21 protein-coding genes are annotated in these 25,483 nt (G+C 74.3%); 7 read left to right on the top strand and 14 right to left on the bottom strand.

Translation table 11 applies throughout. The annotated features are described in order from the left end of the window. Window positions 1-247 precede the first annotated feature (247 nt). Together PYR91_RS29575 and PYR91_RS29570 are read left to right on the top strand one after the other, a co-directional pair. Window positions 248-1,519, top strand: coding sequence for an RNA polymerase sigma factor (locus PYR91_RS29575; RefSeq protein WP_279785068.1), 1,272 nt, complete (start codon window positions 248-250; stop codon window positions 1,517-1,519). Between the two features lie 120 nt (window positions 1,520-1,639). Next, complete coding sequence (locus PYR91_RS29570) at window positions 1,640-2,779, top strand: aminotransferase class V-fold PLP-dependent enzyme (protein ID WP_279785066.1); 1,140 nt, start codon at window positions 1,640-1,642, stop codon at window positions 2,777-2,779. A 489-nt stretch (window positions 2,780-3,268) separates the two neighbouring features. Here PYR91_RS29570 and PYR91_RS29565 read toward each other — a convergent pair whose 3' ends face one another. From PYR91_RS29565 to PYR91_RS29555, 3 genes are all read right to left on the bottom strand, one after another. Beyond that, entirely contained in the window at window positions 3,269-3,739 is a 471-nt protein-coding gene (locus PYR91_RS29565) for a PepSY domain-containing protein (protein WP_279785064.1), read from the bottom strand. A gap of 119 nt (window positions 3,740-3,858) precedes the next feature. After that, on the bottom strand, window positions 3,859-5,199 hold the full coding sequence (locus PYR91_RS29560; protein WP_279785063.1) for a HAMP domain-containing sensor histidine kinase: 1,341 nt from the start codon (window positions 5,197-5,199) through the stop codon (window positions 3,859-3,861). Continuing rightward, window positions 5,196-5,885: a response regulator transcription factor gene (locus PYR91_RS29555; protein WP_279785061.1), complete on the bottom strand. Its 690-nt coding sequence runs from the start codon at window positions 5,883-5,885 to the stop codon at window positions 5,196-5,198. The genes PYR91_RS29560 and PYR91_RS29555 overlap by 4 nt, the downstream gene beginning before the upstream one ends. A 61-nt stretch (window positions 5,886-5,946) precedes the next feature. On the opposite strand from PYR91_RS29555, the gene PYR91_RS29550 reads away from it, so the two are divergent. Next, complete coding sequence (locus PYR91_RS29550; protein ID WP_279785059.1) at window positions 5,947-6,390, top strand: hypothetical protein; 444 nt, start codon at window positions 5,947-5,949, stop codon at window positions 6,388-6,390. 9 nt (window positions 6,391-6,399) lie between these two features. Here the strand turns inward: PYR91_RS29550 and PYR91_RS29545 are convergent, their stop codons facing one another. Then, window positions 6,400-7,875 (bottom strand): MFS transporter, encoded by a 1,476-nt coding sequence (locus PYR91_RS29545; RefSeq protein WP_279785057.1) that lies wholly within the window; start codon window positions 7,873-7,875, stop codon window positions 6,400-6,402. A gap of 273 nt (window positions 7,876-8,148) precedes the next feature. On the opposite strand from PYR91_RS29545, the gene lon reads away from it, so the two are divergent. Further along, window positions 8,149-10,524, top strand: coding sequence for an endopeptidase La (gene lon, locus PYR91_RS29540; protein ID WP_279785055.1), 2,376 nt, complete (start codon window positions 8,149-8,151; stop codon window positions 10,522-10,524). Window positions 10,525-10,585: 61 nt separating this feature from the next. On the opposite strand, the gene PYR91_RS29535 is transcribed toward lon, so the two are convergent. Beyond that, window positions 10,586-11,731 carry a M12 family metallopeptidase gene (locus PYR91_RS29535; protein WP_279785054.1) on the bottom strand — a complete coding sequence of 382 codons (1,146 nt, stop codon included), beginning with the start codon at window positions 11,729-11,731 and terminating at the stop codon, window positions 10,586-10,588. 425 nt (window positions 11,732-12,156) lie between these two features. Between PYR91_RS29535 and PYR91_RS29530 the strand changes: the two genes are divergently transcribed. After that, a complete protein-coding gene (locus PYR91_RS29530) occupies window positions 12,157-13,809 on the top strand; it encodes a trypsin-like peptidase domain-containing protein (RefSeq protein ID WP_279785052.1) in 1,653 nt (550 codons plus the stop codon). A gap of 105 nt (window positions 13,810-13,914) precedes the next feature. On the opposite strand, the gene PYR91_RS29525 is transcribed toward PYR91_RS29530, so the two are convergent. The 8 genes from PYR91_RS29525 to PYR91_RS29490 form a co-directional block, all read right to left on the bottom strand. After that, complete coding sequence (locus PYR91_RS29525) at window positions 13,915-14,652, bottom strand: ABC transporter permease (RefSeq protein ID WP_279785050.1); 738 nt, start codon at window positions 14,650-14,652, stop codon at window positions 13,915-13,917. A gap of 215 nt (window positions 14,653-14,867) precedes the next feature. Continuing rightward, entirely contained in the window at window positions 14,868-15,761 is an 894-nt protein-coding gene (locus PYR91_RS29520; protein WP_279785048.1) for an ABC transporter ATP-binding protein, read from the bottom strand. Further along, window positions 15,758-16,135, bottom strand: coding sequence for a transcriptional regulator (locus PYR91_RS29515; protein ID WP_279785046.1), 378 nt, complete (start codon window positions 16,133-16,135; stop codon window positions 15,758-15,760). Before PYR91_RS29515 ends, PYR91_RS29520 begins: the two co-directional genes overlap by 4 nt. Further along, the gene (locus tag PYR91_RS29510) at window positions 16,132-16,776 is read right to left on the bottom strand and encodes a hypothetical protein (protein WP_279785044.1); all 645 of its coding nucleotides are present in this window, start codon (window positions 16,774-16,776) and stop codon (window positions 16,132-16,134) included. The genes PYR91_RS29515 and PYR91_RS29510 overlap by 4 nt, the downstream gene beginning before the upstream one ends. Window positions 16,777-17,013: 237 nt before the next feature. Continuing rightward, window positions 17,014-18,714, bottom strand: a complete 1,701-nt coding sequence (gene cydC, locus PYR91_RS29505) for a thiol reductant ABC exporter subunit CydC (RefSeq protein ID WP_279785041.1) — start codon at window positions 18,712-18,714, stop codon at window positions 17,014-17,016. Window positions 18,715-18,859: 145 nt separating this feature from the next. Next, window positions 18,860-20,851, bottom strand: a complete 1,992-nt coding sequence (locus PYR91_RS29500; RefSeq protein WP_279785039.1) for an ATP-binding cassette domain-containing protein — start codon at window positions 20,849-20,851, stop codon at window positions 18,860-18,862. Between the two features lie 119 nt (window positions 20,852-20,970). Beyond that, a complete protein-coding gene (locus PYR91_RS29495; RefSeq protein WP_279785037.1) occupies window positions 20,971-21,771 on the bottom strand; it encodes a cytochrome d ubiquinol oxidase subunit II in 801 nt (266 codons plus the stop codon). 23 nt (window positions 21,772-21,794) lie between these two features. Beyond that, window positions 21,795-22,979: a cytochrome ubiquinol oxidase subunit I gene (locus tag PYR91_RS29490; RefSeq protein WP_279785035.1), complete on the bottom strand. Its 1,185-nt coding sequence runs from the start codon at window positions 22,977-22,979 to the stop codon at window positions 21,795-21,797. Window positions 22,980-23,068: 89 nt separating this feature from the next. Between PYR91_RS29490 and PYR91_RS29485 the strand changes: the two genes are divergently transcribed. Further along, window positions 23,069-23,404, top strand: coding sequence for a helix-turn-helix transcriptional regulator (locus tag PYR91_RS29485; RefSeq protein WP_279785032.1), 336 nt, complete (start codon window positions 23,069-23,071; stop codon window positions 23,402-23,404). Window positions 23,405-23,508: 104 nt separating this feature from the next. Here the strand turns inward: PYR91_RS29485 and PYR91_RS29480 are convergent, their stop codons facing one another. Beyond that, on the bottom strand, window positions 23,509-24,228 hold the full coding sequence (locus PYR91_RS29480) for a permease prefix domain 1-containing protein (protein ID WP_279785030.1): 720 nt from the start codon (window positions 24,226-24,228) through the stop codon (window positions 23,509-23,511). 517 nt (window positions 24,229-24,745) lie between these two features. Here PYR91_RS29480 and PYR91_RS29475 point away from each other — a divergent pair. Next, window positions 24,746-25,390: a hypothetical protein gene (locus PYR91_RS29475; RefSeq protein ID WP_279785028.1), complete on the top strand. Its 645-nt coding sequence runs from the start codon at window positions 24,746-24,748 to the stop codon at window positions 25,388-25,390. Window positions 25,391-25,483 lie beyond the last annotated feature (93 nt).

The following is a 25,483-nucleotide window of genomic DNA, read 5'->3' as shown; positions in this document are numbered from 1 at the left end:
GGGCGACGCCCGTCGCCCTGGCCGGCGTCCATGCGCGGCTCCTCGTCTATGCGACCACGAGAAGGATTATGGACCCGGACCGATATCACCCCGGCACGGCCGGGGCGTGGTCGTGCGGGTGCCGGAGCTCCGCGCGCGGCTCCTCGGGCCTTACCGGCCCCGGCGCGTCACCTGCCGCGCTCGGCGACGGCCTCCGCCGAGGACGCGGGGGCCGCGGCCGGCGGGTGGCGTGGTTGGATCGGTAGCCGTGACGGCCGCCGATCCGCATCGCACCACCCATCGCGCGATCGAGGCGGTCTGGCGCATCGAGTCGGCGCGGCTCGTCGCCGGGCTCGCCCGTGTCGTGGGGGACGTCGGCACGGCCGAGGAGCTCGCGCAGGACGCCCTGGTCATCGCGCTGGAACGGTGGCCCGGGGACGGCGTCCCCGACCGCCCCGGCGCCTGGCTGATGGCGACCGCCAAGCACCGGGCCGTCGACCTGCTGCGCCGCAGGACGACCTACGACCGCAAGCTGCAGGAGCTGGGCCGCGACGTCGAGACCCGCTCGGAGGCGGGCCCGGAGGACGGGCTGGACGACCACATCGGCGACGACCTGCTGCGCCTGATCTTCACCGCCTGCCACCCGGTGCTCCCCGCCGAGGGACGCGTCGCGCTGACGCTCCGCCTGCTCGGCGGGCTGAGCACCGAGGAGACCGCTCGGGCGTTCCTGGTGCCCGAGCCCACCGTGGCCCAGCGCATCGTCCGCGCCAAGCGCACCCTGGCCGCCAAGCGCGTCCCGTTCGCGATGCCCGCCCCCGGCGAGCTGGCCGCCCGGTTGCCGCCCGTGCTGGAGGTCGTCTACCTGGTCTTCAACGAGGGCTACTCCGCGACCGCCGGCGGCGACTGGATGCGCCCGGCGCTCTGCGAGGAGGCGATGCGCCTGGGCCGCGTCCTGGCCGGCCTCATGCCCGGCGAACCCGAGGTGCACGGCCTGGTCGCCCTGATGGAGATCCAGGCGTCCCGCACCCCCGCCCGCACCGGCCCGTCCGGGGAGCCGGTCCTGCTCCTCGACCAGGACCGCCGCCGGTGGGACCGCCTGCTCATCCGCCGCGGCACCGAGGCCCTGGCCCGCGCCGAGGCGCTCGGCGGAGCCTTCGGCCCCTACGCCCTGCAGGCCGCCATCGCCGCCTGCCACGCCCGCGCCCTCGACCCTAAGGACACCGACTGGGAGCGCATAGCGGCCCTGTACCGCGTGCTGGCCCACGTCCGCCCGTCCCCGGTCGTGGAGCTGAACCGCGCCGTCGCGGTCGGCATGGCCCACGGCCCCGCCCAGGGCCTGGCCGTCCTCGCCCCGCTGACCACCGACCCCTCCCTGCGCGACTACCCCCACCTCCCCGCCGCCCGCGCAGACCTCCTGGCCAAACTGGGCCGCACGGACGAAGCCCGCCAGGAGTTCCACCGCGCCGCCGCCCTCACCCGCAACGCCCGCGAACGCGCCGTCTTCCTCACCCGCGCCGCCGCCTGCGAACCCCCTTCCTGACACCCGACGCCTCCGGCCCGGCCGCCGATGGAACGTGAACCAGGATGTGCCCGCCCCCATGGGGGCGGCGGGCCGGGGTTGGGCGGTTCGGGGGTGAGGGGAATGGTTAGGGTCCGTTAGGTGGATATCGACGATTTCAGCCTTGACCCCGGCGTCGTGCATCTGAACCACGGGTCCTTCGGGGCGGTGCCCAAGGTGGTGCGGGAGCGGCAGGGGGAGCTTCACCGGGAGTTCGATCACGACCCCGACGTCTTCTACACCACCCTGCTCGACCGCATCGCCAAGGCCAGGAACGAGGTGGCCGCGTTCCTGGGGGCCGAGCCCGAGGGGACGGCCTTCGTCGCCAACGTGACCGAGGGCGTGGCGGTCGCGTTGAACTCGGTGCCGCTCGCGGCGGGCGACGAGATCCTGGTCGGCGACCACGCCTACGGCGCTGTGGGCATCGCCGCGCGGCGGCGGGCCGAGCTCACCGGAGCGAAGGTGGTCACGGTGACGCTTCCCGGGCGGGAGGACGGCGACTGGTCCGGCGAGGACGCCGCGGAGGCGTTCCTCGGGGCGGTGACCCCGCGCACCAGGCTGGCGGTCTTCGACCACGTCACCTCGGTCTCCGCGCGCCTGCTGCCGGTGGAGCGCCTGGTGGAGGGGTTCCGCGCCCTCGGCGTCGTCACGATCGTCGACGCGGCGCACGCGCCGGGCATGCTCGACGTCGACGTCAGCGGCCTCGGCGCCGACTTCTGGACCGGGAACCTGCACAAGTGGTGCTTCGCGCCCGCCCCCTCGGGCGTGCTGGCCGTCGGCCCGGCGTGGCGGGAGCGCGTCGAGCCCCTGGTCGTCTCCTGGTACCAGGACGACGGCTTCCCCAGGTCGGTGGAGTTCCAGGGCACCCGCGACTACACGGCCTGGCTGGCATCGCCGCACGGCACCCGCCTACTGGATGGGCTGGGTGCCCGCACCGTACGCTCCCGCAACGCCGCCCTCGTCGCCCGCGGCCAGCGGATCGTCGCGGAGCAGGTGGGCCTGGTGCCCTGGCGGTCGGACCCCGAACTGTCCATGCGCGTCCTGCGACTCCCCGAAGGCGTGGCCCAGACCCTCCCCGAGGCCGAGGCCCTGGCGTCCGAGCTCTACACCCGCCACCGCTGCCGCGCCGCGATCAGACCCTGGCCGGCCGCCGGCCTCCTGCGCCTCTCGGCCCAGCTCTACAACCAGGAACAAGACTACGAACGCCTCGCCAGCGCCCTCCGCGCCGTCCTGCCCCACTGAGTCCCCGCATGCCGCCGGCCGCGGCCGGTCGGGGGCGGTCCGCGAAGTATGACCTGTCCGCAGTGCGCCCCCGTTGCGCCTGCCGTGGCGTCACGGGGCCACGGCGGCACCTGCACCGGTGGGGACGGCGTCGTGTCGTACGTCTCGGAACGGGTGTCAGCGCGGGTGCCCGGAGCGGAGCCAGCCGGCGTAGTCGCAGATGCCGCGGTCGAGGTCGTATTCCGGCTCGAAACCGGTGTCACCGCGCAGCCGTCCGATGTCGAGGTGCGCGGCCCGCTCAGGCGCGTGGGGGCCGCGCCCCTCGGTGAGGACGGGCGACGCGCCGGGGAGGGCGCGGGTGATCGCCTCCGCGACCGCGCGGTTGGTGGTGGTCCGCCCGCTTCAAGGCGACCGTCACCAAACTGGTGGAGCTGACCCGGGCCCACCCGGCCTGAGCGCGCCGCCGCGCGACCGGGCGGGTGCCCGGGTCGCGGCGGGTGGGCTCACGCGTCAGTCGTCGTCGACGTCGTTCGCGTCGTCCTGGTCGTCAGTCGCGTCGTCCTGGTCGTCCTGCTCGTCGGTGTCGTCGTCCTTCTCGTTGGCGATCACGGCGCCGCTGGTGGCGTTCACGGTGATCTCGTTCTCGACGCCGTCGGTGCCGGTCACGTCGAACTCCCAGACCTGGGTGTTGTTCTCGGTGTCCAGCTCCGCCTCGGTCACCTTGCCGCCGGGCACCTGGGCGAGGGCCGTCTTCTCGGCCGCCTCGCGGGCGACCGCCGGGGCGGGCTCACCCTGCTTGCGGTCGTCATCGGTGGGGACCGACGTGGACGGGGTGCCGGCCGGCGTGGAAGGGGCCGGGGCCGGAGCCGAAGAGGAGGCGGCGGGGGTGGGGGTCTCCTGGACCCCCGCGACGGCGACTCCGCCGCCGACGACGAGCGCGGCCGCGGTGGCCAGGCCAGCGATGATCATAGGCTTACGCATCAGAACCTCCGGTGCATTGCTGTCTCGGTTACAGGTTCGAGACTGCCGGAGGCAGGGATAGCGCCGGGATTGACGAAGGCTAACGCCGGGTTAACGCGGCGGCGGGCCGGGCTCCACGGTCATCGCTGACGTCGGGTCAACGTGGCGGCGGGCCGGGCTCCACGGTCATCGCTGATGCCGGGCCAACGTGGCGGCGGGCCGAGCTCGACGGTTACCCGGGCGCCGCCGCCCGGGGCTGAGCCCAGGGTCAGGGAGCCGCCGGCGCGGCGGGCGGCGCGGCGGACGATGTCCAGGCCTAGGCCGGTGGAGCTGCCGCCGCTGACTCCGCGTTCCGAGGGGTCGTGGTGGGTGAAGCCGGGGCCCCGGTCGGTCACCTGCAGGACGGCGCCGCCCTCCGGGCGGCCGCTCAGGTGGACGGCCAGGGCGGTGCCCTCGGGGGTGTGGGCGAACACGTTCTCCAGCAGGGCGTCGACGCAGGTCACCAGAGTCTCCTGGGCGAGCCCCACCCTGAGTGGGGCGGACGCCAGGTCGCGCTCGACCGCGCGTCCCTGGTCGCGGGCGAGCATCGACCAGTGGTCGAGCCGCTCGGCGACCACCTCGGCCGCGTCGCACTCGCCGGTCGCCTCCTGCCGCGACCGGCGGGCCTCCTCGATCACCTTGGTGACCATGCGCTCCACGCCTTCCACCGCCGTGCCGACCCGGGCCGACTGCTCGCTCGCGGGCAGCCCGTCGACCTCCACCCGCAGCACGGTCAGCGGGGTGCGGAGCTGGTGCGACAGGTCGGCCACGGCCTCGCGCTCCTGGGCCAGCAGCACCCGGATGCGCTCGGCCAGGTTGTTGAGCGCCGAGGTGACGTCCCGGATCTCCGGCGGCCCCTCCGGCGACGCCCGCGCCGTCAGGTCGCCCGCGGCCAGGCGGTGCGACAGGCCCGCCAGGCCGGCGATCGGCCGGATCAGCGAACGGGCCAGCCGGTCGGCCACGACCAGGCTGATGATCAGCAGCCCGAGGCCGAGCAGCCCCAGGATCAGCCAGGCCCGCCCCACGCCGCGGGTCAGCTCGGCCTGTGAGACGAAGGTGCGGACGACGGCCGTCCCGCCGGGGCGTCCCTCGACGGCCACGACGATCTCCCGGCCGCCGGCGGCCTGGGCGGTCAGGCTGCGGCCGGTGAAGGCGAGCCGGACGGCGTCCGAGGGCGAGGCCGGGGCGCCGAGCACGGCGCCGCCCGGCAGGTAGACGGTCAGCGGCGGCCTGTCCTCGCCGTCGGCCTGCTCGACGGCCAGTTGCAGGGCTTCCGTGCCGGCCACCGACACCACGGGGACCAGGGACTGGGCGCGCACGAGCGCGTCGGCGGTGGCGCGGTCGGCGGCCAGCTCACGGGCGAGCAGCGCCAGCGGCACCAGGAAGGCCACGAGCGCCAGCGAGACCGTCGAGGCCACCAGCACCAGCAGGCGGCGCCTCACCGCTCCGGATCCACGATCTTGATGCCGACGCCGCGGACCACGCGCAGGTAGCGCGGCTCCTGCGCCGACTCGCCCAGCTTGTTGCGCAGCCACGACACGTGGACGTCCACCGTCTTGTCGCCGCCGCCGTAGGGCACCTGCCAGACCTCCGAGAGCAGCTCCCGCTTGCTGACCACCTCGCCGGGGCGGGCGGCCAGGTAGCACAGCAGGTCGAACTCCTTGGGCCGCAGGTCGAGGACGCGGCCGTCGACGCTGGCCTCGCGGCCGCGCGGGTCGACCCGCAGGGCGCCGACGGAGAGCGGCGCGTCGGCGGCGTCGTCCTCGTCGCGCTGGCGGCGCAGCACCGCGCGGATGCGGGCGTCGAGCTGCACGGCGCCGAACGGCTTCACCAGGTAGTCGTCGGCTCCGGCGTCCAGCACCCGGGCGATCTCGTGCTCGTCGTCGCGGGCCGTGGCGACGATCAGCGGCACTGCGCTCACCGCCCTGAGCATGCGGATCACCTCGTAACCGTCGACGTCGGGCAGGCCGAGGTCGAGTATCACCAGGTCGGGCCGCTCGTCGACGGCCATGCGCAGGCCCGCCATGCCCGTGCCCGCCGAGCTCATGGCGTGACCGCGCTCGGTGAGCGCGCGCATCAGCGCGGACCGCACCGCGGCGTCGTCCTCGATCAGCAGTAGCTGCGCCACGACCACACGGTACAGCCGCCGCGCGGTCGATCCGGTGCGGGGCACCTGGCAGGCTGGGGGAATGAACCGCCGATCGCTGCTCGCCGTGCTGGGGTGGCTCGCCGTCGCGGCGCTCACCACGCTCACCAGCACCTGGGCGATCTCCCTGCTGGGGGAGGGGTTGTCGGAGCGGGTGGTGACGCCCGTGAGCCAGGCCGACCTCGCCCGCACGCTGGCGAGCGCCTCGGCCGTGCCCCGGCCGGCGGTGCCGTCCCGGCCCTCGGCCGCCCCGGGCAAGGCGTTCAACACACAGGGCGGGTCGCTCGTCGCCTCCTGTGACGCCGGGCGCGCGGTGCTCGGGTCGTGGAGCCCGGCCCAGGGTTACGCCGCCGACGACGTGAAGCCCGGCCCGGACGCCGCCGCCTCCCTGGAGTTCGAGGCCGACGCCGAGACGGTGAAGGTGACCGTCACCTGCCGGGGCGATGTGCCGGTGACGGCCGTGAAGGTCGAGCGGGAGAACGACTGAGCCGGCCCGTCACACCCGCCGGTGCTTCTCGCCCGCCGGGTTCAGGGGCGGGACGCACGGGTCGCAGGGGTTCGTGGCCTCCGGCTCCATCATCGCGTTCGTCCTGATCGTGACGAACGTGAGCAGCGCGGCGCAGGCCAGCATGCCCGCGCTCACCAGCATCGCTGTGCGGAACCCCGAGGTGAACGCGGTCGCCGAGGTGTACGCCTCGCCGGTCAGGCCGACCAGCGGCGGGATGGCCGCGACGGCGAGAAGGCTGCCCGTGCGCGCCACCGCGTTGTTGACCCCGCTGGCCACCCCGGCGAACCGCTCCTCGGCGGTGGCCAGCACCGTCGCCGTCAGCGGGGCGACGGCCGCCGACAGGCCGAGCCCGAACAGCGTCACCGGGAGCAGCACGTCGACGACGTACGAGGCCCCCGGGCCGATGCGGCTCATCCACACCAGGGCCGCCGCGCAGGTCAGGATGCCCGCCGTCATCGGCAGCCGCGGCCCGATGCGCTTGCCGAGCTCGCCGGCCCTGGCCGACAGCAGCAGCATCAGCAGCATGACCGGCAGCATTGAGCTGCCCGCCGCGAGCGGGGAGAAGCCCACCGCGACCTGCAGCTCCACCACCAGCAGGAAGAACACGACACCCATCGCGGCGTACATGACCAGGGTGACGACGTTGACGGCGGTGAACTCGCGCGAGGCGAACACCCTGACCGGGACCAGCGGCGACACCGGCCCGCCGCGCGAGCGGCGGATCTCCAGCGACACGAACGCCACCCCGAGCGCGAGGCCGGCCGCCGCGGCGCCCAGCGCGAGGGGCGCGCCGTGCTCGATCAGCCCGTAGGTGATGCCCGCCAGGGCCACGGCGGCCAGGACCGCGCCGAGCACGTCGAACCGGCCGGTGGCCGCCTCGTCCCGGCTCTCGGGCACGTGCCGCACGCCGGCGGCGATCACGAGCACCGCGATCGGCACGTTGATCAGGAAGACCCACCGCCAGCCCGCCGTCTCCACCAGCCAGCCGCCGAGCAGGGGCCCGATCGCGCCCGCCACGCCGCCGAGCCCCGACCAGGCGCCCACGGCGCGCGGCCGGTCGCCCCGGACGAAGGACGCCTGGATGATGGCCAGCGAGCCGGGGGTGAGCAGGGCGCCGCCGACGCCCTGGAGCCCGCGGGCGAGGATGAGCGTCTCGATGTTGGGCGCCAGCCCGCACAGGGCCGACGCGAGGGCGAACCAGGCGACGCCGACGACGAACACCTTGCGCCGGCCGAACCGGTCGCCGAGGGAGCCGCCCAGCAGGATCAGCCCGGCCAGGGTGAGCGTGTAGGCGTTGACCGTCCACTGGAGCCCCGACATGGACGCCCCGAGATCCTCGCCCAGCTTGGGGAGGGCCACGTTGACGACGGTGCCGTCGAGGAACGCCATGCCCGAGCCGAGGACGGTGACGAACAGGACCCATCGTCCGCGGGGGGTGTTCATGCGGATGCCGCCGTTGTCCATGCGGACCATCATGCTGGAAGCCGCGAACGTCCTCGCAGGCCCCTCCCAGGTCTGGTGCCGGTATCAGGGGGCAAGGCCGCGTCAACTCCCGCCCCGGCAGGGGTTCGGGCGGCGCGCGGCGGGGGCGTTCGTCCCCTCGGGAGGTGATCTGTGGCGTTCTGCCGGGCCAGGCGATTACACGATTACGATCGCTGGCAGCGAACACGCGCAAGGTGGGGAACATTCAGGCGCTCCCATTAATTGAGTCCATGTAACTCAACTTTGGGAGTCCGCATGAGTGAAAGCTTGATCCTCCCGGTCCTGCCGCTCGACGACGAGGTCGTCCTCCCCGGCATGGTCGTCCCGCTCGACCTGTCGGACGCCGAGGTGCGCGCGGCGATCGACGCCGCGAGGGCGTCCGCGGGGCAGGCCAAGCCCCGCGTGCTGCTGGTGCCACGCATCGACGGCAGGTACGGCGCCGTGGGCGTCTCCGCTTTGGTGGAGCAGGTCGGGCGCCTGCCCGGCGGCGAGCCCGCGGCCGTCGTGCGGGGCCTTGAGCGGGTTCGCATGGGTTCGGGGACTACCGGCCCCGGTGCCGCGCTGTGGGTGGAGTCGACCCGCATGGAGGTCCTGCCGGCCGACGAGCGCGCCGAGGAGTCCGCCAAGCAGTACAAGGCCCTGGCGACCACGATCATGCAGAAGCGCGGCGCGTGGCAGATCGTCGACGCCATCAACCAGATCGAGGACGCCTCCGAGCTGGCCGACAGCTCCGGCTACGCCCCGTGGCTGACCACCGCCCAGAAGGTCGAGCTGCTGGAGAACCCCGACCCGGCCGACCGGCTCGCGCTGCTGGTCGAGTGGGCCCGAGAGCACCTGGCCGAGCTCGACGTCGCCGAGACGATCCGCAAGGACGTCCAGGAGGGCATGGAGAAGCAGCAGCGCGAGTTCCTGCTGCGCCAGCAGCTCGCCGCGGTGCGCAAGGAGCTGTCGGAGCTGAACGGCGAGGCGTCCTCCGAGGAGGAGGACTACCGCGCCCGCGTCGAGGCGGCCGACCTGCCCGAGAAGGTGCGCGAGGCCGCGCTCAAGGAGGTCGACAAGCTGGAGCGGACCTCCGACCAGTCGCCCGAGAGCGGCTGGATCCGCACCTGGCTGGACACCGTCCTGGACATCCCGTGGAACGTCCGCACCGAGGACTCCTACGACCTCGCCGCCGCGCGCGCCGTGCTCGACGCCGACCACACCGGTCTGGACGACGTCAAGGAGCACATCGTCGAGTACCTCGCCGTGCGCAAGCGCCGGGCCGACCGCGGCCTCGGCGTCGTGGGCGGGCGCCGCAGCGGCGCCGTCCTGGCGCTGGCCGGCCCTCCCGGGGTCGGCAAGACCTCGCTGGGCGAGTCGGTGGCGCGCGCCATGGGCAGGAAGTTCGTCCGGGTCGCCCTCGGCGGCGTCCGCGACGAGGCCGAGATCCGCGGCCACCGGCGCACCTACGTCGGCGCGCTGCCGGGCCGCGTCGTGCGGGCCATCCGCGAGGCGGGCAGCATGAACCCCGTGGTCCTGCTCGACGAGGTCGACAAGGTCGGCGCCGACTACCGCGGCGACCCGACGGCCGCGCTGCTGGAGGTCCTGGACCCCGCCCAGAACCACACCTTCCGCGACCACTACCTGGAGGTCGAGCTCGACCTGTCGGACGTGCTCTTCCTTGCCACGGCCAACGTGCTGGAGGCCGTCCCCGGCCCGCTGCTCGACCGCATGGAGATCGTGACGCTCGACGGCTACACCGAGGACGAGAAGGTCGCCATCGCCCGCGACCACCTGCTGCCGCGCCAGCTCGACAAGGCGGGCCTCACCGCCGAGGACGCCACCATCGACGAGGAGGCCCTACGCCGCCTCGCCGGCGAGTACACCCGCGAGGCCGGCGTGCGCTCGCTGGAGCGGTCGATCGCGCGTGTCCTGCGCAAGGTCGCGGCGAAGGCGGCCCTCGACCCCGAGGCGCTCCCCGTCCACGTCGGCACGGGCGACCTGGTCGAGCACCTCGGCAGGCCGCGGCACGTGCCGGAGTCCTCGCTTCCGGAGTCCGCCCAGCGCACGGCGGTCGCGGGTGTGGCCACCGGCCTGGCGGTCACCGGCGCGGGCGGCGACGTCCTTTACGTGGAGGCGTCGCTGGCCGACCCGGAGACCGGCTCCACCGGCGTGACGCTCACCGGGCAGCTCGGCGACGTCATGAAGGAGTCGGCGCAGATCGCGCTGTCCTACCTGCGCTCGCGCGGCGCCGAGCTGGAGCTGCCGGTCGGGTCGCTGAAGGACCGCTCGGTGCACATCCACGTCCCGGCGGGCGCCATCCCCAAGGACGGCCCGTCGGCGGGCGTCACCATGACCACCGCCCTGGCGTCGCTGCTGTCGGGCCGCCCCGTGCGGCCGGACGTGGCGATGACCGGCGAGGTCTCGCTCACCGGCCGGGTGCTCCCGATCGGCGGGGTCAAGCAGAAGCTGCTCGCCGCGCACCGGGCGGGCATCACCACGGTGCTCATCCCGGCGCGCAACGAGCCCGACCTCGACGACGTGCCCGAGGCGGTGCGGCGGGAGCTAACCGTGCACGCGGTGAGCGACGTGCGCGAGGTGCTGGAGATCGCGCTGACCCCGGCGACGGTCGCGGAGACCGCCGCCGCCTGACCCGGCACGCGGCGCCGCGCGGGCCGTCCCCGGTGATGTCCCACCGGGGGCGGCCCGTCTCTCACCGCAGGCGCGCCGGCTTGGGCGGGGCGGGCGACGCCGCCGGCGAGACGGAGGCGGGCGGGCCCACCGTGGGCGGCGCCGTCGGCGTGGGCTGCACCGTCGGCGTGGGCGACGCTGTGGGCCTTGGCGGCGTCGGTGTCGGCGGCGGCGTCGGCGTGACCGGTGTGGGCGTGACCGGTGTGGGCGCGATCACCGGCTCGGGGCAGCCGTAGAGCGCGCGGATCGAGGTCAGGTCGACCGGGCTGAAACCGGTTCTCTGGCCGATCACGGCCGGTTTCCTGGGAACCAGGGTGTCCTGCCCGTTGCTGCTGAAGAAAGTCCTCCCGTACAGCATCACCGACCCGTAGTCGAGGTCTCCGAAAAGACGGTTCTGTTCGGGGGAGAGTTTCTGGAACTGCTCCTCATACCCCCTCATGACGTTCTCCAGGTGAACGGTCACCGCCGAGTCGCGGTCGGAGCGAGAATGCTCGTGGTAGAAGCCGATCGCGTGCATCAGCTCGTGGATGACGATGCCTTTGCGCTCGCATCCCCTGCCGATGGACACCTCCTGCGCGGGAGCGTCCACGCGGCCCACGTAGGAGTAACATCCGGCGCCCGGGAACAGGCTCAGGTAATTCGTCTCCGAGGTCCGCGGCACGAAACGCACGCAGGTGTGGTCGTGGTAGTCCTTCATCGCGTCGGCGACGGCGCTGAGCGCGGTGGCCGGCAGGTCGGCGGCCAGGACGTAGGGCACCTTGCCGCCCGGCCACAGGGCTCCTCGCTTGGTGGTGGCGGCGCCCGCGGGCGGCTGATCGCAGAGCGCCATGCGCGCCGGCGGGGCGGGGGCCGGGGTGCCGGGCCGGCCGATCGGGCCGGGCCGCACCTGCGCGACCTCGGGAAAGATGCCGGGGAGCTGCAGTTTCCCGGACGCGGCCTCCGCGGCCGTCCCGATGACGATGTCCCCCTCGGTGACGGCGTGCCCGTCGATGTCGACGTAACCGATGGTGTGCTGCTCCCCGGTGACGTCCGTGGTGGTGATCGAGAGGGACGGGCGCTGGGCCTGCTGCCGCCAGAGGCGTTCGAGCGGATCCTCCTCCGCGGCGGCCGGCGCGGCCCCGGCCGCCAGCGCCAGCAGTACGATCGCCGGCAGTGCCCGGCTTTTCATATGAACTCCCCCGGAAGGCGTGCGGTTCGGTTTCCGGCTGTCATTCCACAAACTTAATGCGATGTCGGCCGGTTCCGTGGGAATGGCGCACGTGCCGCCTAGGACGGCCGCGGCCGGTGGTGATATTCCCCGATATGACGGCACGGCCACGGTTTTCTTGCTCCGGATATCGGGTGATGCGTCCCGGGTGGCCGCGTGTCCGCCCCTCGATTTCGAGGCCGGGCGGGGGAGCGGCGCCGCCCCCCGGGCCCGCGCCGGGGCGGGCGCCGGGCCGTCCCCCGAGGCCCGCCCCGGCGCGCCCGGCGTTCAGCCAACGTCCAGGAATCGCTTAGGCAGCTCTTATCGGTGGTTTGTCATCATTGATTTGCCGGTCGAAACCGACGACGCCGAATGACCGGCACGTGTGACCAGCTTTGGGGGATGAGATGAACGCCGAAGACCCGCGTGAGCAGAGCACAGACGTCCCGGCTCAGGAGCCGGACGCGCGGGGGTGGACCCAGTTCGGACGGACCCCGCCCGAGCCGGGCGCCTACCGCCCCCGTGCCGGGGACACCCAGCGGCTCCCCGCCGCGTCCGGGCACGGGCCCGAGCAGGGCCCGGCCACGGCATGGCCCGACATGACGGCCCGGAGCACCGCCCAGCCGGGCGCCGCCCCGGGGCCGGTGGGGCCCGCAGTGAACCTGCCCCCGCCCGGCCACCTCGGCGGCACGCACCCGGGCGCCCCGCGGTCCGGGGCCGACCAGCCGGGCGCCGGTGGGCCTGGTGCCGTCCAGCCCGGAATGAACCAGGTCGGTGCCGCCCCGCCCGGGGGCTACCAGCCGGGCGCCGGTCAGCCCGGCTCGGGGCACGGGGACACGGCGCGGTTCGGCGCGGTCCCGTTCGGCATGGGCCGGCCCGGGCCCGGTGGCGCTGACCAGTGGTCGGGCGTGGGGCAGCCCGGAGCGGCGCAGCCCGGCCGGTGGGGAACCGGCCGCAAGGTCGCCGCGGGGCTGGCGCTCGCCGCCATGGCCCTCGGCGGCGGCGCGGCCGGAGCCGTCGTCGCCACCGCCGCGTCCGGGAACGGCACGGTGATCACGAGCCCGATCGTCCGGCCCGCCTCCGACTCCGCCGGCACCACGGTGGCCGACGTCGCCCGCGCCGTCCAGCCCTCGGTGGTGTCGATCACCGTGACCAGCGGCACCGGGCAGGGCGAGGGCTCGGGCGTGATCCTCTCGGAGGACGGCCTGATCCTCACCAACAACCACGTGGTCGCCGGCGCGGGCCCGGACGCGAAGGTGCAGGTCAAGTTCACCGACGGCACGAGCGCCACGGCCAGCGTCGTCGGCACCGACCCCACCACCGACCTCGCGGTCGTGCGGGCCCAGAACGTCTCGGGCCTGACCAAGGCGACGCTGGGCGACAGCGACAAGCTGAAGGTGGGCGACGCCGTGCTCGCCATCGGCAGCCCGCTCGGGCTGGAGGGCTCGGTCACCGCGGGCATCGTCAGCGCCCTCGACCGCACGCTGACCGTCGGCGGGCCGTCGCAGAACCAGCAGCGGCAGCTGCCGCCCGGCTGGCCGGGGCAGGCGCAGCCGCAGCAGCAGGGCACGGCCACCACCATCGGCGGCGCCATCCAGACCGACGCCGCCATCAACCCCGGCAACTCCGGCGGCGCCCTGGTCAACGCCTCCGGGCAGGTGGTCGGCGTCAACAGCGCGATCGCCACCAACGGCGGCGACGGCAACATCGGCGTGGGCTTCGCGATCCCCATCAACACGGCCCGCCAGGTCGCCGACCAGCTCATCGCGACGGGAAAGGCCACCCACGCCTTCCTCGGGGTCGACCTGGCCGACGCCACCGGCGACGTCTCCGGCGCCGTGATCGGCTCGATCCAGAGCGGAAGCCCGGCCGAGGCCGCCGGCCTCAAGGCGGGCGACCTGATCACCAAGCTGAACGACAAGCCCGTCGCCGGTGCCGACACTGTGGTCGGCGCCATCCGCGCCCTGAAGCCCGGCACCAAGATCACCGTCACCTACGTCCGCGGCGGCCAGACCGCCACGGCCACGGTGACCCTGGTCGAGCGGACCACCGCCAACTGACGACCGCCGACTGGCGACAGCCCGACCCATCGACAACGACCGAGAGCCGGCGCGCCGCCGGGGCCCCCGCGGGCCCGGCGGCGCGCCGGCGGCTCGGCTGAGGCGTCAGGAGAAGCGGCGGCCCTCGTCACGGCGGTAGGCCCAGGTGGCCAGCACGCCGGTCACCACCGTCCAGACGGCGAGCATCACGAGCGAGGTCACCTTCGGGGTGAAGTCCCCGATGGCCGCCCAGACCAGCTCGACCGCGCCCCGGGTGGGCAGGTACGGCGCGATGTTCTCGATGAAGGCCGGCGCCTGCTGCGGGCTGGTGAGCAGCCCGCCTCCGAACGCCAGCGGGAAGAACAGGATCTGCGCCACCGCGATCGCCGCCTTGGACGGCAGGGAGTAGCCGATCAGCAGCCCCAGGAACGTGAACGGCACCGCCCCCGCCGCCAGCGCGACCAGCCCCAGCAGCACCTGGAACGCGGACACGTTCGCCTCGGTCAGCAGAGCCGCGATGACGACGACCGGTATGAGGGCGATCGCCATGAACGCGAGCCCCGTCATCAACCGCCCCGCGAACCGCGGCCCCGGCCCCGCCGGCAGCGTCCGCAGGTAGGGATCCCACGGCTGGGCCCGATCCTCCGAGACCCCGATGCCGTAGGTGAACAGGCAGCTCGCCATGACCGCGAACGTCATCATCGACCCGGTCGCGTACGTGGCCGCCACCGGATCGTCCCCGGCGAACGGCACCACGAAGAACAGCATGGAAGCACTCGGAAAGAACGCGTTCCCGATCACCGCGATCGGGATCCGGATCGTCTCCAGGAACTGGTACTTGGTGTGCGTGACGACAAGCGACATGAGAGCTCCTGACGGGAACGTCATCGAGAAGGACTGGTGCCGGTCCCCACCCGGCCCGAGCGGACGGTCCTCCCGCGAACGGGGTGGCCTGGTCGCGTGGGTGGTCTTCGTGCCGCGACGGTGGGGTCTGCCGCGAGGGAGGGGCGCCCGGGGACCCCCGTCGGCGGTCGCTTGGGCGCCGGTCCGGCCGGTACGCGGTGCGTGGACGCCCGTCCTCAGACGGCGGGGGCGGGGTGGGCGTCGCGGGTGGTGATCGTGAGGAACGCCTCCTCCAGGGTGGTGGGCTGGATCTCCAGGCCCGAGAAGGGGACGTCCGACCTGACCAGCTCGCGCACCAGGCGGTCGGCGTCGGTGGTGAGCAGGCGGGTGCGCTCGCCGTCGCGTTCGACGCCGAGCACGCCGGGCAGGTCGGGCAGCTCCGGGACCGAAAGGACGACGCGGCGGACGCCGACCATGCCGCGCACCGCCGCCAGGGTGTCGTCGGCGAGCACGCGGCCCTGGCCGACCACCACCACGCGCTCGGCCAGGGCCTCGATCTCCTCCAGGTAGTGGCTGGTGAGCAGGACGGTGCCGCCGTCCGCGTGGAAGTCGCGGATGGCGTCCCACAGGGCACGGCGGGCCTCGACGTCCAGGCCGGTGGTGGGCTCGTCCAGCATGACCAGCCGGGGGCGCCCGGCGAACGCCAGGGCGACCGCGACCCGCCGCTTCTGCCCGCCCGAGAGGCCGCCGACCTGCCGGTCGCGCAGCTCGGTGAGGTCGAAGCGGGCCAGGAGCTCGTCGCGGCCGGCCGGGGAGGGGAAGTGCGCCGCGACGAAGTCGACGACCTCGCGCACCCGCAGGGTGGGCGGCAGGCCGGTCTCCTGCGGCGTCATGCCGAGCCGCAGCCGGCTGGCGGGGTCCCCGGGAGGACCGCCGAACAGCGTGACCGTCCCCGAGCTGGGCCGCCGCAGCCCGGCGAACAGGTTGACCAGGGTCGACTTGCCCGCGCCGTTGGGCCCCAGCAGGCCGACCAGCTCTCCGGCGCGGATCTCCAGCGAGACGTCGTTCAGGGCGACCACGTCGCCGTACCGGCGGGTGACCGCGTCCGCGTGGGCGAGGACCTCTGTCATGTGCTTTGCCCCATCTCTGATGATCCATTGCCTGTGGGCGGCCCGCCCGCCGGCCCGGGGCCGGCCGCGTCGAGGAGCGCGCGGATCGCCGTGGTGTAGTCGTCGAACGCCAGCCGCCCCCGGCGCGTGAGGGCGAGGTAGGTCACCGGTGTCCGGCCCTTGTGCGTCTTGGCGATCTCGACGTACCCGGCGTCCTCCAGCTTGCCCAGGTGGACCGACAGGTTCCCGCCGGTCATGCCGAGGATGTCGCGTAGCCGGGGGAAGCTGATCTGGTCGCCCTCCGGGATGGTCGAGAGGGCGGTGACGACGCGGAGACGGGCCTGTGCGTGGATGACCGGGTCGAGCTCGGGGAGCCCGCCGCCGGGAAGGCTCATGCCTTCGCCATGCGACGGCGCAGCACCAGGGCGGCGACGATGTACCCGCCGCCCACCACGACCGACATGAGCAGCGCGTGCCACCCAGGCCCTGCCGCCACCCCGGCCGCGTTGACGACCGCGATGGCGGCGCCGCCGGCGAACATCGCGCGGAGCCGCCACACCGCCCCCCCGGCCATGAGCATGATGCTCACCACCCAGATCGACAGGGACGCCCACAGCAGGTCGGCCTCGTCGGGCGGGAGGTGGCGGACGAACCGCGAGGCGACGAAGCTCATCGTGATGTACGCGGCCGACCACGTCAGCCCGTACATCGCTCCCCGGTCCTGCGACTCCCCGCGAACGTGGTGCCCCTGCCGCCACCCGGCGTACCCCGTGAATGCCAGCGCCACCCCGATCGACACCAGCAGCACCGTCAGGCTCGCCCCCCGGGAGAGGTCGACGTACGGCTCGCCCGAAAGCCCGTGCCGCAGGAAGAAGGCCCCGAACCCGACGAACCACGCCACCCCCCAGGGCACGTAGAAAAGCAGCGGATTCAGCCCCAGCCGGCGGTTCATCTCGGCCCGCTGGTCGTTGATGAGCCGCAGCGAGTCCTCCGGACTCAGCACCCGCTCGTCGTCGTCCCCCTCGACCGCACGCATGCGACCCTCCCATGTCCAAACTAGTTTGTACTGTAAACCAAACAGGTTTGGAATGTAAACCTCCCCGGCATCGCCGTTCCGTCCTCCGAAAGGTGCCTTCGGCGCAGCCCTCTGAGGGCGACCCTCTGATCGGCCACCACAGCCCATCTCCGCACGCTGGGGGTACGGTGCCGCGTCACCCGGCAGGCGGCGACACCCGTGATCGTCCGTTCGAGCGGGGAGAGCCGGTTCGCTCCGTCAGCGGGTGCCTGCGGTGAGGGTTTCCGAGGTCCACAGGTCGTGGTAGTAGCCGGGGGTGGTGGTCAGGGTGTCGTGGTGGCCGCGCTGGGTGACGCGGCCGGACTCCAGGACGATGATCTCGTCGACCTGTTCCAGGCCGCGCAGGCGGTGGGTGACCAGGAGGGTGGTGCGGCCCCGGGTGGCGTCGAGGAGGTCGGCCATGAGGGCGTCGGCCGTGGGCTCGTCGAGGGACTCGGCGGGCTCGTCGAGGAGCAGGATCTCGGGGTCGTGGAGCAGGGCTCGGGCTAGGGCGAGGCGCTGGAGCTGGCCGCCGGAGACCGTGCGGCCGTCCTCGCCCAAGGTGGTGTCCCAGCCGGTGCGCTCGACCCAGGTTTCCAGGCGGGCGCGTCGCACGGCGTCCGCCAGCTCCTCCTGGCCGGCGTCGGGGCCGGCGAGGCGGAGGTTGTCGCGGAGGGAGGCGCGGAAGACGTAGGGGTCCTGGGTGAGGCCGGTCATCCTCGCGCGGACGTCGTCGGGGGCGAGGTCGCGCACGTCGACGTCGTTGAGGCGGATGGATCCGGACTCGATGTCGGCGGTGCGCATCAGGGCCGACAGCAGGGTGCTCTTGCCCGCGCCGCTCGGCCCGACCACGGCCACGCGCCGGCCGGGAGGCAGGGTCAGCGACACGCCGTCCAGGGCCGGGGGCAACGCGGGGTCGTGCCGGACCACCAGGTCGTCCACCCGGACCGTCAGGGGCCCCTCCGGCGGGGCCGCCGGGGTCGCGGGCCCGGGGACGGCGGGCGGGGTGGCGCGGATCTCGCGCAGCCTGCGCAGCGCCGCCATGACCCCGGCGAGTCGCTCGCCGGCGGCGGCCAGCGGCAGTACCGGCTCGAAGGAGACCAGCGCGGTCAGCGCCAGCACGGCGGTGGCCACCTGGCCGATGCCGGCCGCCTGGGCGACCAGCACGATCGCGGCGACGGTGAGGCCCTGGACCAGCGTGCCGAGCGCCAGGGCGGCGGCGTTCGCCCGGGTCTGGCGCCGCTCCAGCGCCGCCAGCCGCGCGTCCGCCCGGGCGGCGGCCTCCAGCGCCCGCTCGGTCGCGCCGTAGGCGGCCAGGTCGGCGGCGCCGTGCACCAGGTCGGCCACGCCGGCGGCGAGCTCGGCGCGGGCGGGGGCGAGCCTGGTCGAACGGCGCCGCGCCGCGGCGGCCGTGCAGGCGGGCAGCACCACCCCGGCCACCAGCAGGCCCGCGAGCAGCACCAGCGCCGCGGCCGGCAGCAGGAAGGCTCCCACGGCGATCGCAGCGGCGGCGGTGACGGCCGCGGCGGCGGCGGGCAGCAGGCAGCGGACGAGCAGGTCCTGCACGGCGTCGGTGTCGTCGACCATCCGGCTCAGCAGGTCGGCCCCGCGCCTGCCCAGCGGTCCCGCCGGGACGAGGGCCTCGTACAGCCGCTCGCGTGCCGACGCCTGGGCGCGCAGGGCCACCTCGTGCCCGGCCAGCCGCTCGCCGTACCGGAACAGCCCCCGGGTGGTCGCGAACGCGCGCACCGCGACGATCGCCACGCTCAGCGCCGCCAGCGAGGGCTGCTGGGCAGCCCGCGTGATCAGCCACGCCGCCGCCCCGATGAGCCCCACCGCCGCCAGCTCCGCCGCGGCCCCCGCCGCCACCGCGACGAGCAGCCGCCTGCCCATGCCGGGCGCGAGCCGAAGAACGTTCACCACGCGCCTCCCGACGTCGACGGCCGCCCGTTCTGCTCCGTCGTAGGCCGGAGGCCGATCATCGTGCCCCTCCCGGCGGCGGCAGGCGGCGGGGTCGGACGGGGTGCGGGCTCGCGACCGCCCTCGGTGTCCGCTCGGAGGTGGTTCATCGGGTGGCCCCCGTGGTGGGGCGGGTTTCGGCGGTGACGCGGCCGGCCTCCAGGCGGATGACGCGGTCGGCGAGGTCGATCATGGCGGGGCGGTGGGCGACGACGATGGCGGTCCGGTCGTGGGCCAGCGCGCGGGTGGCCTCGATGACGGCGGCCTCGCTGCGGCCGTCCAGGCGGGCGGTGGGCTCGTCGAGCAGCAGGACCTCGGCGCCGGGACGGCAGAAGGCCCGGGCGAGCGCGATGCGCTGGCGCTGGCCCGCCGACAGGTTGGCGCCGCGTTCCCCGATGGCGGTGTCGTAGCCCTCGGGGAGGGCCTCGACGAACTCGGCGGCGTGCGCCGACGCGGCGGCGGCCGCGACCTGCGCCGGGGAGGCGGGGGAGCCGAGGCGGATGTTCTCGGCGACCGAGGCGGCGAACAGGTGCGGCCGCTGCGGGACGAACGCGAGCCGCCGCCGCCACGCGTCGAGGTCCAGGTCGGCCAGGTCGACGCCGCCGGCCAGCACCCGGCCGCGCGCCGGGGTGACGAAACCGAGCAGCAGGTGCAGCAGGGTGCTCTTGCCCGCGCCGCTCTCGCCCACCAGCGCGACCCGCTCCCCGGGCGCGATCACCAGCGAGACGCCGTCGAGCGCGGCGTCCCGCCTGCCGGGATAGCGCACCGTCACCTCCTCCAGCCGGATCTCCGGCACGCCGGGAGAACGGACGGCGTCCCCGCCGCCCGCGTCGCCGCCGGTCACGAACCGGGCGACGGCGAGCGCGGGGGGCGGCGTGCCGCCGTCGGCCGGGATCTGGCGGGCCGCCGAGGGGGTCCGGGCGAGGCGGCCCTTTCGGGTCGGGGGCCGAGAGGCGGCGTCGGGTGCGGAGGAAGGGGCGTCGCCGTCCGGGGCTCCGTCGCCGGCCGGAAGCCGGGGCCCGGTGCTCGCCGCGGACAGGGGGGGAGCGCTGGGTTGGAGGGCGGGGACGCCGGGCTTGGCGGCCGGGACGCTGGACAGGAGGGCGGGGGCGACGGGCTGGAGGGTGGGAGCGCCGGGCTGGAGGGCGTCCGGGTCGGTGGTCTCGGGGTCGGGGCGCAGGACGGTGAAGGTCTGGTCGGCGGCGGCCACGCCTTCCATGGCGGCGTGGAACCGGGCGCCCATGGCGCGCAGGGGGATGTACGCCTCGGGGGCCAGGAGCAGGACGAGCAGGGCGGTGTGCAGGTCCAGGGAGCCCGAGAGGAGGCGCAGGCCCACGGGGACGGCGACGAGGGCCAGGGACAGGGAGGCGACCAGCTCCAGGACCAGGGACGACAGGAACGCGACCCGCAGCGTGCGCATGGTGGCGGCGCGGTGCGCGCCGGCGACCTGGTGGATCACCTCGGCCTGGTGGCGCGCGCGGCCGAAGGCCCGGAGCGTCGGCAGGCCGCGGACGACGTCGAGGAAGTGGCCGCCGAGCAGCGACAGGGCCCGCCACTGCCGCTCGGTGACGGCCTTGGTCTGCCAGCCCACCAGGGCGCCGAACACCGGGATCAGCGGGAGCGTCAGCAGCACGATCACGGCGGTGGCGAGGTCGGCCGTGAACAGCCGCACCAGCACCGCGAACGGCACCACGGCGGCCACGGCGACGGCGGGCAGGTAGCCGGTCACGTACGGGTCGAGCGCGTCCAGGCCCCGGCCCGCCAGCGTCACCAGCTCGCCCGACCGGTGCGCGCTCAACCGGGCGGGCCCGAGGTCGCGCAGCCGCCCGAGCAGCAGGCCCCGCAGCGCCGACTTCAGCGCGCCGGCCGTGCGCCCGGCGGCGACGCCCTGCAGCAGGCCCAGCAGCGCCCGGGCCGCGACCACCGCGGCCAGCGGGAGCAGCGCCGCGGTGGCGAAGGCGCCGGACAGCACCCCGGCGAGCAGCTCCGCCTGCACCAGCACCAGCAGCCCTGCGAGCACGGCCGCGGTGACGCAGACCAGCAGGTGGCCGCGGACCGTGCGTTCGGCCCGCGCCAAGCGCAGGAGATCCTTGTGCATCGTTCCCCGAAGTCCTCGAAGAGGCGGACGGTGGCTCCGGTCCCGCCGGGGCCGGAGTGAAGGACGGCAGGTCGCAGGCGGGCTCCCGACCCCGGCCGGGGCGGGAGGCCCGCCGATGGTCAGAAGAAGGACGGCAGGCGGGCGGCGGTCTTCGGGTCCCGGGCGGGGCCGAAGGTCCTCCATACCCATACTTGCGCCGCGAGGACGATGGGGAGGACGGGAAGCGCCATGATACTGAGCACATTCAGCGCCGCGGGTGACGCGCTGTGGTCGAGCAGTGTCGGCGCGACTACGGCCAGCGGGACGGCGACCGGCAGGGCGGCCAGCGCGGCCGTCAGCGCCAGGCGGCGCCCGGTGCCGGGCTCGTCGGCGCCCGACAGCCGCCAGGCGGCGAAGGCACGGCCGTGCACGGCCAGCGCCGCCGCGACCACCGCCCCGTACAGCAGGCCGAGCGCGTCGAAGGGGTTGGCGGGCAGCCCTCGCACCACCGACGCCAGCGCCACGCCCCAGGTCAGGGCGAGGCCCCAGGACGCCGCGCACAGCGCCGCGTCCCAGAAGGCCCGCCACCGGGCGCCGTCCAGCCTGCGCCGGAACCACAGGCCCGCGTCGCGCATGACCCAGGACACCAGCAGCGCGACCACCACCGGGTAGAGGCCGTGCAGCACCTCGCCCTCCAGCGAGGGGTAGACGCCGATCAGCGCGCCGGCGACGGCCACCAGCCACACCTCGTTGGCAAGGACGAAGGGCGCGACGGCCGCGACCAGGCGGTCGCGGTGCGCCTGGGGCGTGCCGGGCTCGCCGGCGCGTTCACTGGCGCGGCTCAGCACCGGGAGCAGCATGCCCACCCCGATGTCGAACCCTTCCAGGGCGAAGTAGCCGATCAGCAGCGCGGCGAACACCGCGAGCCAGATGATCTCCATGAGGGGAGCTCCTTGCGGGGTCGTCAGAGCGCGAGCGCGGGGGCGGGGGCGTGGTCGGCGTCACCGCGTGCGCCGAGGGCCACCTGGCCGGGGCCGCGCCGCACCGCACGGGCGATGAGCAGGTAGTCGACGACCGCGAGCATGCCGAGCACGCCGACGAACGCGACGAAGGAGAACGTGATCATGCCAGGCGTCAGGCCGGGGGACATGGCGTCGGCCACGCTCAGCTCGCCGTACACCAGCCACGGCTGGCGCCCGACCTCGCGCGCCAGCCATCCGAGGATGGCCGCCACGAACGGCAGCGGCGTCATGATCATCAGCACGGGGTGCAGCCACCGGAAGCGGGCCAGCAGGTCGCGGAAGAGCAGCGGCAGCAGCGCGAACACCGTCACGAGCTGGAGTAGCTGGCCGATCAGGATCATGAAGCCGAGCGCGCCCCCGGCCAGGGGATCGTCGAATTTCTCCGGCTGGATGGGGCCGACGACGCCGAACTGGGCGTACCCGAAGCCGACGGTGAGCGTGGTGCCGACGGCCCCCCAGACCACGCCGGTGCGCAGCGACCGGCGGAAGAACTCCTGCTCGGGGGTGCGCCGGAACAGGTGCCAGGCGCTGGCGCCGATCATCACGAAGCTGCCGGTGAACAGCGCGGCCCCGATGACGTGCGGGACCGCCATCACGAGGCTGGGGTTGAGCAGCAGGGCGCCGAAGTCGGTGAGCGCCAGGTGGTCGCCCTGCCGCGCGGCGCCGGCCGGGTGCTGGAGGAACGAGTTGGCCACCATGATCCAGTACGCGCTGGCGTACGCGGTGAGCGTCACCAGCCAGATGCACGCCAGGTGGAGCCTGGGGGGCAGCCGGTTCCAGCCGAAGATCCACAGGCCGAGGAAGGTGGACTCCAGGAAGAACGCGCCGAGCGTCTCCAGGGCGAGCGGCGCGCCGAACACGTCGCCGGCGAAGTGCGTCAGCCCGCTCCAGCTCAGCCCGAACTGGAACTCCATGACCAGGCCGGTGAAGATCCCGAGCGCGTAGTTGATGACATAGATCTGCCCCCAGAAGCGCGTCATCCGCTCGAACACCGGCTTGCCGCTGATCAGGTGCCGCGTCTGCATGATCGCCACGAGGGGGGCCAGGCCCAGGGTCAGCACCACGAACAGGAAGTGCAGGCTTCCCGTCACCGCGAACTGAAGCCGGGCCAGGTCGAGCACGTCCATGGCTCCTCTTTCACACTTGTCATGCCTGCCTACATATAGAGAGCCTACATGTAGACTGGCGACATGTGGAATCTGGATAGGCTGCAACGGTGAACACCGACGCTCTGCGCGGACACATGGACGCGTTGCTGCTCTCCGTCCTGGAGCACGAGCCCCTGCACGGGTACGCGATCATCGAGGCGCTGCAGCAGCGCAGCGGCGGCGCCCTCAGCGTGCCGACCGGAACCGTCTATCCCGCCCTGCGCCGGTTGGAGCGGGTCGGTCACCTCACGAGCGCGTGGGCGACGGTCGGCGGCCGCAAGCGCCGCACCTACCGCCTCACCGCGTCGGGGCGCGCCGCCCTGGCCGGGGAACGCTCGGCCTGGCAGGAGTTCACCTCCGCCATCGGCGCCGTTCTGTCCCCCCGGCCCCAGCACGACGCCTGAACGGCGCCCGGCCGCCTCCCCGTGACGTCTCGCCGGGAGAGGGCGGCTCCAGCGGCGCGTTCGTCAGCGCCCCGGGGGCCGGTGCGTCCCGGTGAGGCCCCGGGTCAGACGGTCAGGTCGTGAAAGGAGGCGCGGGCCGGCGGCGCGGGGGAGGAGACGCGGCGGCAGACGGTGAGGCAGCGCGTGGCGTTGTACAGCAGCCAGGCCGCGATCAGGTAGCTGAGGATGGTCGCCACGGTGCCGGGCGGGTAGTGCTCGAAGCCGGACAGGTTCCAGGCGCCCTGGGCGGTCAGCATGATCGACATGCCCACGACCATCGGCATCTGGATCCACAACGCGATGCCGAGCACCCGCGTCACCAGCTCGGGGCGCCGGACGACGCGCCGCGCGCGGCCGCCCAGGGCGACCAGGGCGAGGGCGCCGAAGACGCCCATGGCGAGCTGGAACCAGTCGAGGAAGCGCGAGAGCGGGCCGAACCACCCGGGGCTGGTGTCCATGGTCCCCGGCGGGGCGTCGGGGAAGACCCACCAGATCACGCTCCACATGGCCGTCATCAGCGGCACGGCGATGAACACGGTGGCGGCCGTCCTGCGGCCCTGCTGGACGGTGAGCTCCTCCTGGTAGCCCGGGGCGATCTCGCCGACCGTCCCGAACTCCGCGACCGCCCGGCGCTCGGCCGCCGCGGGCTCCAGCCCCTCGGCGAGGTGGGCCTCGGCGGCGTCCGACAGGCTGTCGCGGGCCTCGGCGAGCATGTCGCGCCGGACCCTGGCGGGGCCGTGGAGCGCATGGGCGAGCGTGCTCACGTAGTCGTCGATGACACCCATGCGCTCCCCAGTTCACGCCCGCCGCCCGCCCGTGGTGGAGGGCCGCGTCCATTGTCGCTGCGGCCCAGGGCGGTCCGGAATCCGGGGGAACCCTGAGCCGACCCTGGAAGGCCCCCTCCGCATCGCCCGGCGCGCCCGGCAGAGCCGAACCCAGGCCGTTCCAGGTGGCAGGCGGCTCACCCGCGCGGGCGCCACGGGCGCGACGGCCGGGAGGGGTCAGCCCGCGCCGGCCTCCGCCTCGTGGACGGCCGAGGGGGCAGCCCGCGCCGGCCACCGGCCCGTGCACGGCCGGGAAGGTCACGGCCAGGCGCGCGGTGAACCGGCCGGTGATCCGGGCCCCGCCCAGGTCGACGGGGCAGCCCGACGCCTCCAGCTCCAGCGGGGCCGAGGCGCGCACGCCCGACAGCGTGAGGCTCCGGCCGCCCCGCACCTGGGTGAGGAACGCGGGGCCGTGGAAGCGCGCCCCCTCGAACCCCGCGGCCCCGGCGAACGCCGTCCCGCGGTAGGAGACCGTCCGGTGGAAGCACGCGCCGCGAAAGCCCGCGTCGCCGCCGAACACGGCGCGGTCGAAGGCGGTGAACCCGTGGAAGCGGGCCGCGTGGAACGACGCGTCCCTGCCGAACCGCGCCTCGCCGAAGAGCGCGTCGCCGCCCATGTGCGTGTGGTCGAAGGCGCCGTGCCCCAGCACGCGCGCGCCGTGCAGGGACAGCTCGCGGCAGAACCGGGCCCCGCGGAAGGAGGCGTTGCGCGCGAACTCGGCGCCGAAGAACGAGGCCAGGCGGTCGAACCGGGCGTGGTCGAAGGTCGCGTCCCCGGCGAAGACCGCCTCGCCGAACCGGGCCTCGCCGGTGAAGACGGCGTGGTCGAACCTCGCCCGGCCCGGCCGGCGCCCGGTAGCGTCCAGGACACGGGCGAGCAGCTCCGCCCCGACGGTCGTGCCGCGCAGGTCGACGCCCCGCCCGGGGGCCAGGCCGCCGAGGACCTGTTCCAGCTCGGCCGCCGTCAGGTGCGCCATGCAGCGCCCGTGCGGGTCGTGCGCGACGCCCGGGCACGCGGGCGAGGCGCCGCAGGTGCGCCAGCCGACGTCCAAGGGCGGGGGGTTCGCCGAGGAGGCCATGGCAAAGGAATACCCATTATCAGCCAACGAGACGCTAAATCGTGACGGAATGGTGACAGACTGTCGCAACGGGTGCCGGGTTTCCGCGTCTCGCTAGGTCATAGGGTGCCAAGCCGTCCTGTCGCTAATCGACACGAA

The sequence above is a fragment of the Sphaerisporangium sp. TRM90804 genome (assembly GCF_029846175.1).
In the GTDB taxonomy this organism is placed as follows: domain Bacteria; phylum Actinomycetota; class Actinomycetes; order Streptosporangiales; family Streptosporangiaceae; genus Sphaerisporangium.
Note: the sequence above shows the minus strand (reverse complement) of the source record. Positions and strands in the feature narration are given on the sequence as shown.

Excerpts from the sequence above, each read along its gene's own strand:
- PYR91_RS29520 (WP_279785048.1), bottom strand. The coding sequence starts at position 15,761 with ATGACAGAGGTCCTCGCCCACGCGGACGCGGTCACCCGCCGGTACGGC.
- PYR91_RS29525 (WP_279785050.1), bottom strand. The coding sequence starts at position 14,652 with ATGTCGCTTGTCGTCACGCACACCAAGTACCAGTTCCTGGAGACGATC.
- PYR91_RS29495 (WP_279785037.1), bottom strand. The coding sequence starts at position 21,771 with ATGGAGATCATCTGGCTCGCGGTGTTCGCCGCGCTGCTGATCGGCTAC.
- PYR91_RS29530 (WP_279785052.1), top strand. The coding sequence starts at position 12,157 with ATGAACGCCGAAGACCCGCGTGAGCAGAGCACAGACGTCCCGGCTCAG.
- PYR91_RS29535 (WP_279785054.1), bottom strand. The coding sequence starts at position 11,731 with ATGAAAAGCCGGGCACTGCCGGCGATCGTACTGCTGGCGCTGGCGGCC.
- PYR91_RS29515 (WP_279785046.1), bottom strand. The coding sequence starts at position 16,135 with ATGAGCCTTCCCGGCGGCGGGCTCCCCGAGCTCGACCCGGTCATCCAC.
- PYR91_RS29545 (WP_279785057.1), bottom strand. The coding sequence starts at position 7,875 with ATGGACAACGGCGGCATCCGCATGAACACCCCCCGCGGACGATGGGTC.
- PYR91_RS29500 (WP_279785039.1), bottom strand. The coding sequence starts at position 20,851 with ATGCACAAGGATCTCCTGCGCTTGGCGCGGGCCGAACGCACGGTCCGC.
- PYR91_RS29490 (WP_279785035.1), bottom strand. The coding sequence starts at position 22,979 with ATGGACGTGCTCGACCTGGCCCGGCTTCAGTTCGCGGTGACGGGAAGC.
- PYR91_RS29480 (WP_279785030.1), bottom strand. The coding sequence starts at position 24,228 with ATGGGTGTCATCGACGACTACGTGAGCACGCTCGCCCATGCGCTCCAC.
- PYR91_RS29565 (WP_279785064.1), bottom strand. The coding sequence starts at position 3,739 with ATGCGTAAGCCTATGATCATCGCTGGCCTGGCCACCGCGGCCGCGCTC.
- lon (WP_279785055.1), top strand. The coding sequence starts at position 8,149 with ATGAGTGAAAGCTTGATCCTCCCGGTCCTGCCGCTCGACGACGAGGTC.
- PYR91_RS29510 (WP_279785044.1), bottom strand. The coding sequence starts at position 16,776 with ATGCGTGCGGTCGAGGGGGACGACGACGAGCGGGTGCTGAGTCCGGAG.
- PYR91_RS29550 (WP_279785059.1), top strand. The coding sequence starts at position 5,947 with ATGAACCGCCGATCGCTGCTCGCCGTGCTGGGGTGGCTCGCCGTCGCG.